The sequence below is a fragment of the Nonomuraea sp. NPDC001699 genome (genome assembly GCF_053596455.1).
This window is the reverse complement of sequence record NZ_JBSFGF010000029.1, coordinates 75,965-90,643: the sequence shown is the minus strand read 5'-3', so window position 1 is coordinate 90,643 and position 14,679 is coordinate 75,965. Positions and strand designations below refer to the sequence as shown.

At 72.2% G+C, this 14,679-nt stretch carries 16 protein-coding genes; 8 read left to right on the top strand and 8 right to left on the bottom strand.

Features of this window, described 5'->3' with window-relative positions; translation table 11 throughout:
• Nucleotides 1-115: 115 nt before the first annotated feature.
• Nucleotides 116-967 (bottom strand): helix-turn-helix transcriptional regulator, encoded by an 852-nt coding sequence (locus ACWCSU_RS46045; protein WP_357707888.1) that lies wholly within the window; start codon nucleotides 965-967, stop codon nucleotides 116-118.
• A gap of 113 nt (nucleotides 968-1,080) precedes the next feature.
• Here ACWCSU_RS46045 and ACWCSU_RS46040 point away from each other — a divergent pair, with 113 nt between their 5' ends.
• From ACWCSU_RS46040 to ACWCSU_RS46030, 3 genes are all read left to right on the top strand, one after another.
• Entirely contained in the window at nucleotides 1,081-1,827 is a 747-nt protein-coding gene (locus ACWCSU_RS46040; protein WP_357707887.1) for an SDR family oxidoreductase, read from the top strand.
• Nucleotides 1,828-1,878: 51 nt separating this feature from the next.
• Nucleotides 1,879-2,397 carry a GNAT family N-acetyltransferase gene (locus tag ACWCSU_RS46035; RefSeq protein ID WP_449942668.1) on the top strand — a complete coding sequence of 173 codons (519 nt, stop codon included), beginning with the start codon at nucleotides 1,879-1,881 and terminating at the stop codon, nucleotides 2,395-2,397.
• 115 nt (nucleotides 2,398-2,512) lie between these two features.
• Nucleotides 2,513-4,042 (top strand): hypothetical protein, encoded by a 1,530-nt coding sequence (locus ACWCSU_RS46030; protein ID WP_449942667.1) that lies wholly within the window; start codon nucleotides 2,513-2,515, stop codon nucleotides 4,040-4,042.
• A 522-nt stretch (nucleotides 4,043-4,564) separates the two neighbouring features.
• On the opposite strand, the gene ACWCSU_RS46025 is transcribed toward ACWCSU_RS46030, so the two are convergent.
• Nucleotides 4,565-5,086 (bottom strand): hypothetical protein, encoded by a 522-nt coding sequence (locus tag ACWCSU_RS46025; RefSeq protein WP_357707884.1) that lies wholly within the window; start codon nucleotides 5,084-5,086, stop codon nucleotides 4,565-4,567.
• Between the two features lie 73 nt (nucleotides 5,087-5,159).
• Here ACWCSU_RS46025 and ACWCSU_RS46020 point away from each other — a divergent pair, with 73 nt between their 5' ends.
• Nucleotides 5,160-6,119, top strand: a complete 960-nt coding sequence (locus tag ACWCSU_RS46020; RefSeq protein ID WP_364103101.1) for a YbgA family protein — start codon at nucleotides 5,160-5,162, stop codon at nucleotides 6,117-6,119.
• 39 nt (nucleotides 6,120-6,158) lie between these two features.
• On the opposite strand, the gene ACWCSU_RS46015 is transcribed toward ACWCSU_RS46020, so the two are convergent.
• From ACWCSU_RS46015 to ACWCSU_RS46000, 4 genes are all read right to left on the bottom strand, one after another.
• The gene (locus ACWCSU_RS46015) at nucleotides 6,159-8,354 is read right to left on the bottom strand and encodes a SulP family inorganic anion transporter (protein ID WP_357707883.1); all 2,196 of its coding nucleotides are present in this window, start codon (nucleotides 8,352-8,354) and stop codon (nucleotides 6,159-6,161) included.
• A 124-nt stretch (nucleotides 8,355-8,478) separates the two neighbouring features.
• Nucleotides 8,479-8,766 carry a hypothetical protein gene (locus tag ACWCSU_RS46010; RefSeq protein ID WP_357707882.1) on the bottom strand — a complete coding sequence of 96 codons (288 nt, stop codon included), beginning with the start codon at nucleotides 8,764-8,766 and terminating at the stop codon, nucleotides 8,479-8,481.
• A 72-nt stretch (nucleotides 8,767-8,838) separates the two neighbouring features.
• Nucleotides 8,839-9,312 (bottom strand): hemerythrin domain-containing protein, encoded by a 474-nt coding sequence (locus ACWCSU_RS46005; protein WP_357707881.1) that lies wholly within the window; start codon nucleotides 9,310-9,312, stop codon nucleotides 8,839-8,841.
• A 101-nt stretch (nucleotides 9,313-9,413) separates the two neighbouring features.
• Nucleotides 9,414-10,553, bottom strand: coding sequence for an AI-2E family transporter (locus ACWCSU_RS46000; RefSeq protein ID WP_449942666.1), 1,140 nt, complete (start codon nucleotides 10,551-10,553; stop codon nucleotides 9,414-9,416).
• 227 nt (nucleotides 10,554-10,780) lie between these two features.
• Between ACWCSU_RS46000 and ACWCSU_RS45995 the strand changes: the two genes are divergently transcribed.
• From ACWCSU_RS45995 to ACWCSU_RS45985, 3 genes are all read left to right on the top strand, one after another.
• On the top strand, nucleotides 10,781-11,095 hold the full coding sequence (locus tag ACWCSU_RS45995) for a hypothetical protein (protein ID WP_357707879.1): 315 nt from the start codon (nucleotides 10,781-10,783) through the stop codon (nucleotides 11,093-11,095).
• Nucleotides 11,096-11,225: 130 nt separating this feature from the next.
• The gene (locus ACWCSU_RS45990) at nucleotides 11,226-11,768 is read left to right on the top strand and encodes a copper chaperone PCu(A)C (RefSeq protein ID WP_364087395.1); all 543 of its coding nucleotides are present in this window, start codon (nucleotides 11,226-11,228) and stop codon (nucleotides 11,766-11,768) included.
• Between the two features lie 34 nt (nucleotides 11,769-11,802).
• Nucleotides 11,803-12,672, top strand: a complete 870-nt coding sequence (locus ACWCSU_RS45985) for a helix-turn-helix transcriptional regulator (protein ID WP_449942665.1) — start codon at nucleotides 11,803-11,805, stop codon at nucleotides 12,670-12,672.
• 16 nt (nucleotides 12,673-12,688) lie between these two features.
• On the opposite strand, the gene ACWCSU_RS45980 is transcribed toward ACWCSU_RS45985, so the two are convergent.
• Nucleotides 12,689-13,771 (bottom strand): MFS transporter, encoded by a 1,083-nt coding sequence (locus tag ACWCSU_RS45980; protein ID WP_449942664.1) that lies wholly within the window; start codon nucleotides 13,769-13,771, stop codon nucleotides 12,689-12,691.
• On the bottom strand, nucleotides 13,756-14,121 hold the full coding sequence (locus ACWCSU_RS45975; RefSeq protein WP_449942663.1) for an MFS transporter: 366 nt from the start codon (nucleotides 14,119-14,121) through the stop codon (nucleotides 13,756-13,758). Before ACWCSU_RS45975 ends, ACWCSU_RS45980 begins: the two co-directional genes overlap by 16 nt.
• Before the next feature lie 142 nt (nucleotides 14,122-14,263).
• Between ACWCSU_RS45975 and ACWCSU_RS45970 the strand changes: the two genes are divergently transcribed.
• Nucleotides 14,264-14,677 (top strand): VOC family protein, encoded by a 414-nt coding sequence (locus tag ACWCSU_RS45970; protein WP_357707873.1) that lies wholly within the window; start codon nucleotides 14,264-14,266, stop codon nucleotides 14,675-14,677.
• Nucleotides 14,678-14,679: the final 2 nt, after the last annotated feature.

The following is a 14,679-nucleotide window of genomic DNA, read 5'->3' as shown; positions in this document are numbered from 1 at the left end:
ACGGGGAAGGCGGTTCGTCCCCATCGGGGCGCCCCGGCGGCCGCCCTCGCCCTGGCCACCACCGCCGGCCTGGCCCTGCTGACGGCCGCCCCTCGTCCGCCAGGGTCGGCAGCGGTCAGCCCGGCACGTCGGTGGGGAAACGTTCGTAGCCCAGCACCGCGAGGAGTTCCAGCTTCTCGCGGGCCTCGGTGCGCGGCGGAGCGGTGAGCACCAGGAGCGCCTGCGACTGATCCTCGGTGAACAGTGCCTGGCAGTCGAGCTCGATCGGCCCGAGCCGGGGGTGGACGATGATCTTGTGGTCCGCGAAGCGGGCGGCGACCTCGTGCCTGTCCCACAGCGCGACGAACTCCGTGCTCGCCTTGCACAGCGTCCGCACGAGCTCGCCGGCCCGCGAGCGCGGCCCCATCGTGCCGTACGCGGCCCGCAGGTTCGCGACCAGGGCGCGGCTCTGCCGGTCGCGGTCGTCCTCGGGGTAGACGAGCCGCTCGCCGGGGTCGGTGAACCAGCGGTAGATGTCGCTCCTGGCAAGCCCGGTGTGGGCGGACCTGTCGCCGAACAGCGCCTCGGCCATGCGGTTCTGCACGAGCGTCTCGCACAGGTTGGACATGATGAGCGCGGGGGTGTCGCTGAGCCGGTCGAGAACGCGCAGCAGCGCGGGGGCGACGTGCGTGGCCGCCGTGACGGCGGCCGGGGCGTTCTGGCCCGCCACCCGGAACAGGTAGTCGCGCTCGTCGGTGGTCAGCCGCAGCGCGCGGGCCAGCGCGGCGAGCATCTGGAGGCTGGGCTGCGGGCCGCGCCGCTGTTCGAGCCGGGTGTAGTAGTCGGTCGACATCATGGCGAGGGCGGCAACCTCCTCGCGCCGCAGCCCCGGGGCGCGGCGGCGGGCACCCGCGGGCAGTCCGACGTCCTCGGGCTGCAGCGACTCGCGGCGGCGTCGGAGGAAGTCGGCGAGCGATGCGCGGTCCATGCCTCCCAGTATCGTGCCGCCTCACCAGGGCTGATGACCGTCAGCCAGGGATCGCCGATCCCCCGATGAGCGCTCTCTGCACCCGCTGCGCCCGGAGGGGGAACCTGGACGGCATGAACATCTCAGGCAACACCGTCTTCATCCCCGGTTCCACGAGCGGGATCGGGCTCGCTCTCGCCCTCGCGCTGCATGCCAGGGGGAACACCGTCATCGTCGGCGGGCGGCGCGCCGACCTGCTGGAGCGGATCGCGGCCGAGCACCCGGGCCTCGACACCGTGCGGATCGACACCTCGGACGCCGCGAGCGTCGAGTCGGCCGCGAAGGAGGTCCTGGCCAGGCACCCCGATCTCAACGTGCTGGTCACGATGGCGGGGATCATGCGCGTCGAGGACTGGCACGACCCCGCGACGTTCCTCGCCACGGCCGAGGAGACCGTGACGACCAACGTGCTGGGCCCGATCCGGCTCATCGCCGCGTTCATCGAGCACCTGCGGTCCCGGCCGGACGCGACGATCGTCACCGTCTCCTCGGGGCTGGCGTTCGCGCCGCTGAGGATCACGCCGAGCTACAACGCCTCGAAGGCGGCCGTCCACATGCTCAGCGAGTCGATCCGGCTGCAACTGGCCGACACGTCGGTGAAGATCGTGGAGCTCGAACCGCCGGCCGTGCGCACCGCGCTGCTGCCCGGCGAGGAGTTCGTCGAGCACGCGATGCCTCTGGAGGAGTTCGTGGCAGAGGTCATGGAGCTGCTGGAGACCCGGCCGGACGCGAAGGAGATCCAGGTCGAGCGGGTGAAGTTCCTGCGGTACGGCGAGGCGCGCGGCGACTACGACCAGGTCGTGGCCACCCTGAACGCCTAGCGCGACGTCCCCTGCCTCGCCGGACGCGAGCTCCTCTGGCAGGGTTCGGCCATGCACGATCAGAACCTGGACGACGGGGTGGTACGGCTCCGCGCGTGGACCGACGAGGACGCCGGCTGGTACGCCGAGAGCGTGCGCGACCCGCTCATCCAGCGGTTCACGACCGACTCGCCGACCCTGGACGCCGCGCAGGTGCTGGCCGCGATCGTCCGGCTGCGCGAGTCGGAGGCCGACGAGGGCTTCCTCGTCTGCGACTCGGTCACCGGGCGGCGGCTGGGCAACATCGCGCTGCGGCATGACGGCCGGTTCGGGGAGATCTCCTACTGGGTGGCCGCCGAGGCGCGCGGGCGCGGGGCAGCGACCAGGGCCGTGGCCCTGTTCAGCGCCTGGGCCTTCCGGAACGTCGGCCTGGGCGAGCTGTGGCTGCGTGCTCATCGCGACAACGTCGCCTCGCGGCTGGTGGCATCGCGCACGGGGTTCCGTCGTGATCCACAGCGGGACAAGACGCAGGAGGTCAAGGGCGAGGTGTGGCCGATGCTCGGTTATACGCTCGCCCGGCCCGCGTCCTGACCGGGGACGGCGTACTGCGCCATTCCAGGCCGGCGGCAGTCTCCATTCGAGTATGCGGGCCTGCGCCATTCTCAAGTTCAGGCCGGCGACATTCTTGCTGTGCGACCATGGGCGGGTGTCCCCCGTTTCCGGTGCCGTCACGTGGACCGCCGTTGCCGCCGCGCTCATCCAGGCGGTCGCAACAATGCATGACGTTCGTCACGGCCGGAATTCCGATTCACCCATGGCGGCGGCGAACACCCTGGTGATCAGGATGTGCCTGGTCGCCACGGTGTTCGCGGCCGTGTGGGTGGCAATGGTGAGCTACGCACAGGAACGCCGGCAGTTCGCCGCATTTTCCTACATCGCGATCCGCGACGACCTGGACACCCCGTTCGTTCGAGTGGCGCTCTTCGTCGGCGACGTGGTCGCCGAGATGCTCTTTCCCATTCTGGCCGCGGCGATACTCGGCGCGGCCATCAACACTCTGCTCACCGAACGCCCGAGCAGGCCCGAGACGTTTGTCCATGTCGCCACGCTGGTCACGATCACGGCAGCCGGCGTGTCGGTCATCGCCACCGAGTTCAGCATTTCCAATAACTTTCACATTCCCTGGCTGATCATCGTCATCGCCACCGTCAACAACCTTCTGGCGACCGCCATCGGCCCCTTCCGACGACCACGTGACGACGGCGGCCACATTGACGGCCGGGCCGTTCAAAGCCCCGCCCGCGGACGGGTGCTGACCGTTCTGGGATGGACACTGGGCGCCCTGGCATTGTTGGTGCCCCTCATCGGCAGCTCGCTGTACAAGGAGCTGGTGTCCGATGCGGATCTCCCCCTGTGGGCGCCGCCGCTGATCGCGGTCGCGATCGTGGTGCCTCCGATGCTGCTCTACGGTGTCAGCGCCGATCTCCTGAAACGGGGAAGGCGGCACCGCCACCGGATCATCCCGTCGTTCGAGGAGCTTGCCGGGAAGCGGTATCTGCTCTATCTGCGCCCCTTCGCCATCGACCCCGCGATGGCCCTGCCCCCGGACCAGGCTCCGGGCTGGACCACCCGTTCGCCCTTCGAGCTGCCCGGGACGCAGGAGGAGTTCCTGGTGCGTCAGTTCCGCGGGCCGGGTCGCGTCGTCGCGATCGGGCAACCCGGCGAACGCCTGCCGGAGCTGGGGGCCGAACGCGGATATCTGCCGGTCGACGACTGGCAGGGCACGGTGAGCGGGCTGATCCGGGGCGCGCACGCGGTGATCATGACGGCGGCCCCCGGTCCCGGGACGATGTGGGAGTTCACCGAGGCGCTCCGCACCACCACGCCCGTCCGGCTGCTGCTGCTCGTCTATGACGACGAGATCTACCACGCCTTCCGGGAGAGTGCCGCCCAGGAGTACGCGACGAGGTCGTCCGCCGAGCCGGACGTCGACTGGCCGCCCCTACCGCTGCTGCCGGACATCCCGCCGCCCGACCCGCACGCCAAGGGCCTCCGCTGGGACTTCCCGCTCCAGGGAATCCTGTCCTTCGACCACGCGTGGCGTCCGCGGTTCACCCCGTTCCCGCCGACCGTGCCGCGACTGAGGCATGTGTGGACCATCCGCCGGCTGGTGCGGCGCAAACTGAGGCCCGCACTGCACCCGGTGTCCCAGTTGCCCCCGGCGCCGCCCCGGTGATGAGTACGGACACGCGGCTGGACGGGGTCGACGAGCTCACGTTCTCGGGGATGGCGGAGCGGCACCGGCTGCTCGACGAGCTGCCCGGGGGCGACGCGGACGAGCCCGAGACCGTCGCGGTCGCGCGGGAGACGGTCGAGCTGGCCTACCTGGTCGCGGTCCAGCACCTCGCGCCGCGCCCTCGGGCTCACCGCGCTGCCGCGGGACGACGTCCGCTGCTCGATGCCGCCCACGCCGGGTCTGTGCGTCGGCCGCGACATGGTGGTGAACGACTGGGTCGAGAGCGGCTTCGTGGACCTGAGGGGCCTGCGCGCCGTCCCCACGGCCGTGAACCGGCAGCCCGCCGTCGCCTTCCACCTCTGGCGGCAGGCGGAGGGCGCAGGCCGGGCGGTTCCGGTGGACGGCGGGGTCGCTGACCGCGATCTCGCTGGTCCCCGTCCTGGCGCGCAGCCTGCGCGCCAGGACCGGCTGACGGTCCCGCTACGGGTGTCCGTCGCGCTCGCCGGCGAAGGCCGGGGCCGGTCAGGCGGTCTCGCCGACGATGCGCTGGTGCCATTCCGCCAGCTCGACGAGCAGCCCGTCGGCCGCGCCGCCGAACATCGCCGTCAGTTCCTCCGCGTCGTCCACCACCACCACGTGATCCAGCAGGTCCGCGCGCAGCCGGGCCGCCCTCGGGTCGCCGGCGCCGTCCGGGTCGAAGGCGGTGGCGGCCAGGAACAGGCCGCCGACCCCGGCCAGCGCCGCGGTCTGCCGGGCCTGCGTGCCGAGCACGGTCGCCGCGTCCGCCGGTACGACCGGCAGCGCCGGCCGCCCGTCGCGGAGCAGCAGCGTCAGCGGGCGAGCGGGCACCTGCTCCCCCGCCTCGCCCGCCGGCACGTGGGTGCTCCCGTCGGCGTGCCGGGCGGTGTGCCGGGGACGCCCCCACGGCACACCGTCCGCCTGGTCCTGCGCACTCGCGCGCGTGAACAGGCCGCCGTCGGCGTCGACGACGAGATCCCCGGGCTGCCACTGCTCGCCATCAAGCGGAATGTGCGCATTCGTCATGCCTGAACGCTACGCCCTGGTTGCGACAAATCTTCGTGGCGTGCGGACGCCTGTGGTGGGCATCTGTCAGGACATGGTGGAGGCGCACGGTTGGGGCAGGCCACGGGTGGCGGTGTCGAGCTGCCTGCTCGGCGAGCCCGTACGGCACAACGGCGGGCACAGCCGCGCCCGATTCCTGACGCAGGAGCTGGCGCCGTTCGTGGACTGGGTGCCGATCTGCCCCGAGATGGAGATCGGCCTCGGCGCGCCCCGCGAGACGTTGCGCCTGGAACGTTCCCCCGCCGGCCCCCGCCTGATGACCCGGCAGAGCCGCCGCGACCTCACCGCCGCCATGGACGACCTGGCCGCCGAACGCTCCCCGCGCCTGGCGGCCGACGGTTACGTGTTCAAGGCCAAGAGCCCGAGCTGCGGCATCCACGGCATCCCGCTCTACGCCGGGGACAACGCGGTGACCAGGAACAACCGGGGCCTGTTCGCCGACGCGGTGATCGAGGGCCACCCGCTGCTGCCCGTCGAGGACGAGGGCCGGCTCAACGACGCGGTCCTGCGGGAGGCGTTCGTCGAGCGCATCTTCGCCCACGCGCGGCTGCGCGAGCTGCTGGAGGGCGACTGGCGGCCGCGCGACCTGGTCGCCTTCCAGGCCCGGCACAAGATGCAACTGCTGGCCCACTCCCCCGACGGCTACCGCGAGACCGGCCGCCTGGTGGCCGCCGCGGGCGTCCGGCCGCGCGAGGAGCTCGCCGAGGAGTACGGCAGGGCGTTCCGGGAGGCGATGGCGGTCAAGGCGTCGATCGGGCGCAACGTCAACGTGCTGCAACACTGCCTCGGCATGGTCGGGGACGAGCTGGACCCGGTGCGCCGCGCCGACCTCGTCGAGGTCATCGGCTCGTACGCGGCGCACCGGGTGGCGCTGAGCGTGCCGCTCACGTTGCTGCGCCACCATGCCAGGGGCGAGGCGGCCACGTACGTCCAGGACCAGACGTACTTCTCGCCCTATCCGGAGGAGCTGGGCCTGCGCAACCACGTCGTGTGACCCCGCCGCGCCGGGCGGACCGGCGCGGCGGGCACGCGCCTACAGCGGGGTGGGCTCGGTCGGCAGCTGGCCACCGGACTCCGGGGTTTCGGGGGTGCGCGGCGGCACGTGGTGCACCCGCGCCGAACCGATCTCGAAGTACAGGCCGACCAGCGTCAGCTGCCCCGCTCTGACCTGCTCGTCGACCTTGCGGTAGGTCCGCAGGTTCTCCAGCTGCTGCTGGATGTTGAGCCGGCACAGCGCGTCGAGCGAGGCGTCCTCGGCGGAGGTGTCGTGGCCGTCCTCGCCGAGCCGGTCGATGCTGGGACGGCCGTGCCGGAGCCAGCGGCTGAGCTGCGGCAGGCCCTCGATGGTCGCCGGGCCCTTCAGCAGCGCCGCCATCGCGCCGCAGCCGGAGTGGCCGCAGACGGTGATGGTGTGCACGTTCAGGACGCCGGTGGCGTACTCGATGGCGGCGGCCACCGAGTCGTCGTGCGGCTCGGAGCCGGCGCACGGCACCAGGTTGCCGATGTTGCGGACCGTGAACAGGTCGCCGGGCCCGCTGGAGGTGATCAGGCTGGGCACGACCCGGGAGTCGGCGCAGGTGATGAACAGGTGGGAGGGCCGCTGCTGGGTGGCGAGCTGGGTGAAGATGGGCCGCAGCAGCGGGGCCGTGCGCTTGTGGAACTCGTCCGCGCCCTGGGCGAGCCGGCACTCGATCGCCGCCGTGGCCGACAGCGGACGGCCGCGGTGGGTCCACGGCAGCCACCAGCGGCCGGGCGCCTTGGGCGGGCTCTTGGCCGGGAACATGCGCCCGCCGCTGGCCGCCATCGTGTACCACTCGTCGTGCAGCTCGTCGATGGTGACCGTACCGCCCAGGCGTTCGTGGTCGAGCCGCCAGGAGTGGATCGCGTCGAAGGCGGCGTTGTCCATGAAGTCGATGTTCAGGTCGAGGTCGACGGCGACGCCGGGCGGGATGGCGCGCAGCTCCTGGGTCAGCCGGGGCACGCCCAGGAAGGTGAGCGAGCCGGAGACCGTCGCGTGCATGACCCCGCCGGGTTCCTGCCGCTTGTCCACGGTCACCCGGGTCAGCCGCCGCAACGCCAGCAGCGCGGCCAGCGCCAGCCCGGCCAGGACGCCCTCGGCGAGCCCGACCAGGATCACGCCCGACATGGTCATGACGTAGACGGGCACCTCGTTGTGGCCGTGGACCTTCCTGAGGTGGCCGAGGCTGATGGTCTTGATGCCGATGAAGACCAGCAGCGCGGCCAGCGCCTCCATCGGGATCAGCTTGATCGTCCAGCCCAGGCAGAGGGCGAACAGCAGGACCCAGACGCCGTGCAGGATCGCCGCCCAGCGGGTGCGGGCGCCCGCCTGGATGTTGGTGGTGCTGCGCACGATCACGCCGGCGACCGGGAGCCCGCCGAGGAAGCCGCTCACCATGTTGGCCACACCCTGGCCGGTCAGCTCGCGGTCGAGGTCGGAGCGGGGGCCGGTGTGCATGCTGTCGGTGGCCACGCAGCACAGCAGCGACTCCGCCCCGGCCACCAGCGCCACCAGCAGCACGCCCATGGCGATGTGCTGCCAGTCGCCGGCCGGCAGCACCGGAGGCGCCCACGCGGTGATCGCGCCGGACAGGTCGATGCGGGTGACGTTCCAGCCGAACACCGCGGCGGTGACGGCGGCGGCGAGCAGCGCGGCCAGCGGCGCGGGGATCGCCCGGACGGGCTTGGGCATCCGGCTCCAGGCCAGCAGGACCGTGATGGTGAGGATGCCGACCATCACCTTGTGGCCGTGCAGGTCCATGATCTGGCTGGGCAGCTCGGCCAGGTTGGCCCACGGCGACTGCTCGGGGCTGCCGCCGAGGACGACGTGCAGCTGGGCGAGCGCGATGATGATGCCGACCCCGGCGAGCATGCCGTGCACGACCGCGGGCGAGACCGCGAGCGCGGCCCGGGCCGCCTTGAACGCGCCGAGCAGCACCTGAAGGGCGCCGGCCACGATCGTGATCAGGCAGGTGGCGCGCCAGCCGTAGGTCTGCACCAGACCGGCGATCACCACCGTCAGGCTCGCGGTCGGGCCGCTGACCTGCACCACCGAGCCGCCCAGGCGCCCGGCGACGATGCCGCCCACGGCGGCGGCGACGAGCCCGGCGGCCAGCGGCGCCCCCGCGGCCAGGGCCACGCCGAGCGAGAGGGGCACCGCGACGAGGAACACCACCAGCGATGCCGGCACATCGTGTCTGAGAGTGCGCATGACGCTACTCTCCGTAGTTATATTCATGCGGCACACCTTAGTGCCAGATCAACCCCACGTCGGACGACGGTAAAACGCGCCGGACTTGTCCGGTTGCCCGGCGCGCCGCGCCCACCGTGACGCCCTACAGGGCGGCGTCCTCGCAACTCACCGTGACCAGGGCGGAGAACACGTGCGTACGCGCGTCCTGGGAGGTCACCGACTCGAACACCTGGCACGTCGTGAACCCGTGACGCAGCGCGTTCGAGCGGGCGTCGGACTCGGCGTCGGCGAGCGCGACGTTCTCGGCGAGGTTCCGGCCGAAGCCGTCGAACAGCGTGCCCGTCCGCGCGGCGGCGGGCGTCGCGACGACCGCCGCGAGGGCGGCGCCGGCCAGTACCGCCGCCGGCACCTTTCTCCTCAGGTACGTCATGGTCTCCTCCTGGATCGGGATGGATCGGCCTGCACCTGTTGGGGCGTTCCAAGCCGTTCCATCCCGCCGTGCCTAGGAGGAGGCGCTGGGGATCTTCAGGGGGTCGCGGGGGGCCTCGGCCTTCGCCTTGTCCATCTCCTCACCCAGCTCCCGCAGCCGGTTGCGGCCCATGGACTCGCGCACCTGCGGGAACCACTCCTTCTCCTCCTCCTCGACGTGATGGCGGACGTTCTCCATGAGCACCGTCATCTTGGCGTCGTAGCGTTCGTCGGCCGGGTCGAGGTCCTTCAGCTCGGCCAGCATCCAGACGACGACGTGGTGTTCCTCGACGCTCTCCAGGATGTGGTCGGTGGTGTCCGGGGTGTCCGCGCGGGCGGCCGGGTAGAAGATCGTCTCCTCGATGTAGGTGTGCGCGGTCAGCTCCTCGATGACCTGCGCGACGATCTTCTGCTTGGTCTTGTGGGCGCCGGAGCCCGCCTTCTCGAACTCCTTGAACAGCTTCTCCACCGTCTTGTGGTCTTCTTTGAGCAGCACGATCGCGTCCATGGACGGTCTCCCTGGGGTCGGGGCGCCCGGCCGGGGTCGAAGATTGCCGGGCGTCGGGTCCGGCCCAGGTACCCCGAGGTCAGGCGCTCACACCCGCGTCCTCAGTGACGTTCCTGACGGGGCAGCACCACGTGGTTGACGATCACCTGGACGGCGGCGGCGACCGGGATGGCCAGCAGGGCCCCCACCACGCCGAGCAGGGCGCCGCCGATGAGGGCGGCCACGATGGTGGCGGCGGCCGGCACGTCCACGGACGACTTCATCACCTTGGGCGCGATCAGGTAGTTCTCGATCTGCTGGTAGACGATGAAGAAGATGAGCGTGGCGATGGCCACCGGGAGCGAGGCGAACAGCGTGGCGATGCCCGCGCCGATGAACGCGCCGATGAGCGGGATGAGGTCGGTGAGGGCCACGATGATCGCCAGCGCGAGCGCGTACGGCACGCCCGCGATCGACAGGAAGACGAACGTGGTGACGCCCGCGATCAGGGAGATGATCAGGTTGCCGGCCACGTAGCCGCCGACCCGGGCGAGGATCTCGTCGCCGAGCAGCCGGGCCCGGTCCCTGCGGCTGCGCGGGATCAGCCGGTAGCCGGTGCGCGTGATCGAGCGCAGCGCGCCCAGGAAGTACAGGGTGAGGATGAGCACGGTCAGCGTGGAGAACACGGCGCTGACCACGATCGAGGCGATGCCGAGCAGCCCGCCGAACACCTGCCGGCCGAGGTCGCCGCTGGTCAGGTACGCCTGCAGCCGTTCCAGGAGCTGGTAGCGCTGGTCCAGGTCGCGGATCTGGGGGTTGTTCTGCAACTGCTGGATGTAGGTGGGCAACTGGTCGGCGAACTGGCCCGCCTGCTCCGACAGCGCCGGGATGACCGCCATGGCGAACCCGGCGAACAGCACGATCACCGCCGCGAACACCGCGGTGATCGCGGCCCAGCGGGGCAGGCCGTGCTCCTCCAGCCACCGCACGGCGGGGTCCAGGCCGACGGCCAGGAACAACGACACGACGATCAGCATGAGCATCGAGGCGCTGGCGGTGAGCGCCTGGACCAGCAGCCAGGCGGTCAGCACACCGAGCGCGGCGGTGAACCCGAAGACGAAGGGCGTGCTGCCGAACGGCCGTCCGGGCCTGCCGAAGGGCAGGCCCGGCGCGTCCGGTCGCGGGCCGGACGCGTGGCCGTCCCGGCCGGCCGTGCCGGGTTCGCCCGGCGGGGCGGAGGGCGTGAACTGATCACCAGACATGGGGGCTCCTGAACCTGAGAAACCCCCTTCTCTGCCCGGCCGGGACGCGGTCTATCGTCACCGCCGCCGCCGGCGATCCGTCCGGTGGCCGAGGAGGGGACGCCGTGCCGCGCCCGCCGCGCGATCAGGGCTCTGACCTGCGTCGTTTCGCCGGACCGGGCAGGGGGTAGGCCGCTCATCCCGGGGTGGGCGGGGAGCGGGCAGGACACGAGCCAAGGAAGAACGGCATGGGGGAACCGCAGCAGGTGCAGGTCGAGATCCTCGACCAGGTCGCCATCGAGGACCTGATCGGGAAGGTGGAGGACGTCGCCCGGCAGCCCGGCGCGGCCGACCGGGTGGCCAGCTGGCGTGCCGAGCACGGCTCCGAGCACGCCACGCCGCAGGCCCGTTCGTTCGTCGTCGTGGGGCCGACGCTGATGTTCCTGCACCCGTGCCCGGACGGCGTCGTCCTGCCGTTCGCCGCGTACCCGGACGGGACGGTGAAGGTCTACACCGATCCCGAGCACGCCGGGCTGAGCTTCTACCGCGACTCCGGCGGGTAGGCGCGTCCGGCATGGGGGCCGGTCAAGGGGGTACATCGTGGTTGCGGTCAACCCCCCGCAGGCGGCGCTCGTGCGAGCGGGCCCGCGCTGTGGCCTCGTCACCGGCCTCACACCACACGAAGGCACGAACATGAGGACATCACCACGGGGCCCGCGAGCGCTGCTGCCCTTCCTGTCGGCCCTCTGCGTGCTGGCGCTGCTGCCGGCCTGCAACCCGGGGCAGCGGGAGTCGCCCCTCCCCCAGGGCACCTCCAGGGAGGGGCTGGTCGACGGGCAGGTGGGCGCGATGCGGCTGCTGCACGTGCACATCCTGGCCCCGCCCATGGACCGGCAGAAGGCGGGCGACGACCTGGGCCTCTACCTGACGCTGGTCAACGAGAGCGACCAGCCCCAGAAGCTCGACGGCGTCACCACCGTGCACGCCAGGAAGGTCGTCTACCGCGCGGGGCCGGGCGCGCCGCAGCAGGACGTCAACGTGACGGTGCCGGCTCGCTCGACCGTCTCGCTCCAGGAGGGGCAGAGCCGTCCGCACCTGGAGGTCCTGGACATCGACCGTCCGCTCGGCGCCACGCCGATCGACGTCACCTTCCGCCTGACCACCGGCACGACCACCCTGCGCATCCCGGTGCTGCCGCTGGAACCGGGGAGCACGCCCGCCCCGGGCCACAGCTGACCCGGTCGCGAGGCTTCTGCCATTCTGTGGGGCTATGTATCCCGGGTCCGCGCTTGGTGAGTTCCTTCGTTCCCGTCGTGCCCGGCTCAGCCCCGAGGAGCTGGGGCTGAGTCACGGCGTCCGCCACCGCCGGGTGGCGGGGCTGCGCAGGGAGGAGGTGGCCCCGCTGGCCGGGGTCAGCGTCGGCTACTACACGCGTCTGGAGCAGGGGCAGAGCCCGAACGTCTCCGACGACGTGCTGGACGCGATCGCCCGCGTGCTGCGCCTGGACGAGGACGAGGTCAGGCACCTGCACCGGCTGGCCAGGGTCGCGCGGGCCAGGGAACGGGTCCGGCCCGAGCGGCTGCGTCCCGGCATCAGGCTCATGGTCGACTCCTTCGCCGGGGCGCCGGCGATCGCGGTGGGCCGGCGGGGCGACATCCTGGCCTGGAACCGGCCGGCGCACGCCCTGCTGGCCCCCCACTGGGCCTTCGACGCCGAGGAGCGACCCAACTTCATCCTCATGGACTTCCTGGAGCTGGACTTCGCCCGCCGCCTGTACGTGGACTGGCCGGGCAAGGCCCGGGACGACATCGCGTACCTGCAGGGGTCGCTGTCCAGGTTCCCCGGCGACGAGGGCGTGACCGGCCTGGTCGAGGAGCTGCTGGTGCGCAGCCCGGAGTTCCGGGAGATGTGGTCGGAGCATCCGGTCAGCAACTGCGCCTCCATCTCCCGCGACTACCGGCATCCGGAGGTGGGCGTCATGACCCTCACCGCCGAGCTGCTGCGCACGCCCGACGACGAGGGCCAGGGGGTGACGGTGTTCCAGGCCGAGCCGGGAACGCCGTCGGCGGAGCGACTGGGCCGCCTGATCGAACTCGTCGCCGCCCGACCCGTCCCGTCGCACCGGCTCGCCGGCGCCTGACCGGTCGCGTCGCCCGTCAGGCGGCGAGCCGGCGGTCGGCGGGGCGTGCGGCGGGGGCGCGGCGCGGGAGCAGCGCGGCGGCCGCCGCGCCGAGCAGGGCGACCGCCCCCGCCACGACGAAGGCGGCGTGCAGCCCGCCCAGCGTGGCCAGCACGCGGGTGGTGACCGGGACGAGGGCCTCGGTGCGCGCGGCCACGACGGCGGTCAGCCCCGCCACGCCCACGGCTCCGACGAACGTGGGCAGCTGCGCGAGGCTGCCGGCCACGCCCTGGTCGGCCTCGTCCAGGCCGGAGGTGATCGTGGTGATGGCGGCCACCACGGTCAGCACGTGCCCGAAGCCCATGGCCGCCGAGGTGGCCAGCAGCACCGGCAGCCCGCCCTGGGCCGGCAGCAGCACCATCGCCGCCGTGCCGGCGGCCTGCACGACCAGGCCGAGCACGATGGTCGCGGCGGTGCCCCTGGCGCCGATCAGCCGGGCCGCGACGGTGCCGGCGAGCAGCGCGGCGACGCCCTCGCCCAGGAAGCCGAGCCCCGTCCGCAACGGCGACCAGCCGAGCACGTCCTGCATGTAGATGCTGAGCAGCAGCGTCGCGCCGCCGCACATGCCGAACGTCACCAGCCCGATCGTCATCCCCCACGTGACGGTCCGGCGGCGCAGCAGGCGCAGGGGCACCAGGGGGACGGGGTGCCGGGACTCGACGACGAGGAACGCGCCCAGCAGGGCCGCCGCGGCGAGCAGGATCACCGGCGTCACGAAGCCGTCCCCGTCGCCGGCGGAGATGCCGTAGACCAGGGCGAACAGGCCGGCGGCGGCCAGCAGTGCACCCGGCACGTCCAGCCGGGTCCGCTGCCTGGCTGCGCTCTCGCGGACCACGGCGAACGCGCCCGCCACCACGAGGACGCCGATGCCGAACAGGATGAGCATCGTCCAGCGCCAGTTCAGTCCGCTGGTGATGAGCCCGCCGCCGATCGTGCCGATGACGAACCCCAGCGAGAGCAGGGCGCCGTTGACGCCCAGCGCCCGCGTCCGCCGCGGCCCTTCGGGGAAGGCGGCGGTCATCAGGGCCAGCGCGGTCGGGCCGATCATGGCCGCCGCCACGCCCTGCCCGGCCCGCGCCGCGACCAGCAGGCCGGGGGTCGGCGCGAGGCCGCCAGCAGCGAGAACGCCGCGAACGTCAGCACTCCGGCGATGAACAGGCGGCGCCGGCCCAGCGTGTCGGAGGCCCGCCCGAACAAGGGCATCAACGCGGCCGTGGGCAGCAGGCAGGCGGTGGCCACCCACTGCAGGCCGGAAGCGGTGGCGAAGCCCAGGTCCCGGCCGATCTCCGGCAACGCCACCGTGATGATCGAATAGTCGAGGCCGGTCATGAACGTCGCACCGCACAAGGTGATCAGGATGAGCCGGCCGCGCAGCCCCAGCCGCGCGTCGCTCCGCAAGGTCTCTGTCATGCCGGCAAGCCTGCGGCGCCGCCAGGATTCCAGCCAGCGCCCTGTTGAAGGTACCTCTGCCAGATGCAGGCTGAGCGCGCGGCCGGACGGCGGTCAGGAACGGAGAAGCGCCGCCAGGCGGGGCGCGGCTAGCGTGACCGGCATGGACATCACCATCCACTCCAGCTACCTCCCCCACGACGACCCGGACGCCTCCCTGGCCTTCTACCGCGACGCGCTCGGCTTCGAGGTGCGCGGCGACGTCGGCTACGACGGGATGCGCTGGATCACCGTCGGCCCCGCAGGCCAGCCCGGCACGTCGATCGTGCTGCAGCCGCCCGTCCCCGACGGCTGCGGGATCACCGAGGACGAGCGCCGCACCATCGTCGAGATGATGGCCAAGGGCACCTTCGCCGGCATCAACCTGTCCACGGACGACCTCGACGCCGTCTTCGACCGGCTGGCGGCCAACGGCGCGGAGATCGTCCAGGAGCCGGCCGAGCAGCCGTACGGGGTGCGCGACTGCGCCGTACGCGACCCGGCGGGCAACCTGATCCGCATCAACCAGCGGCTCTGAGG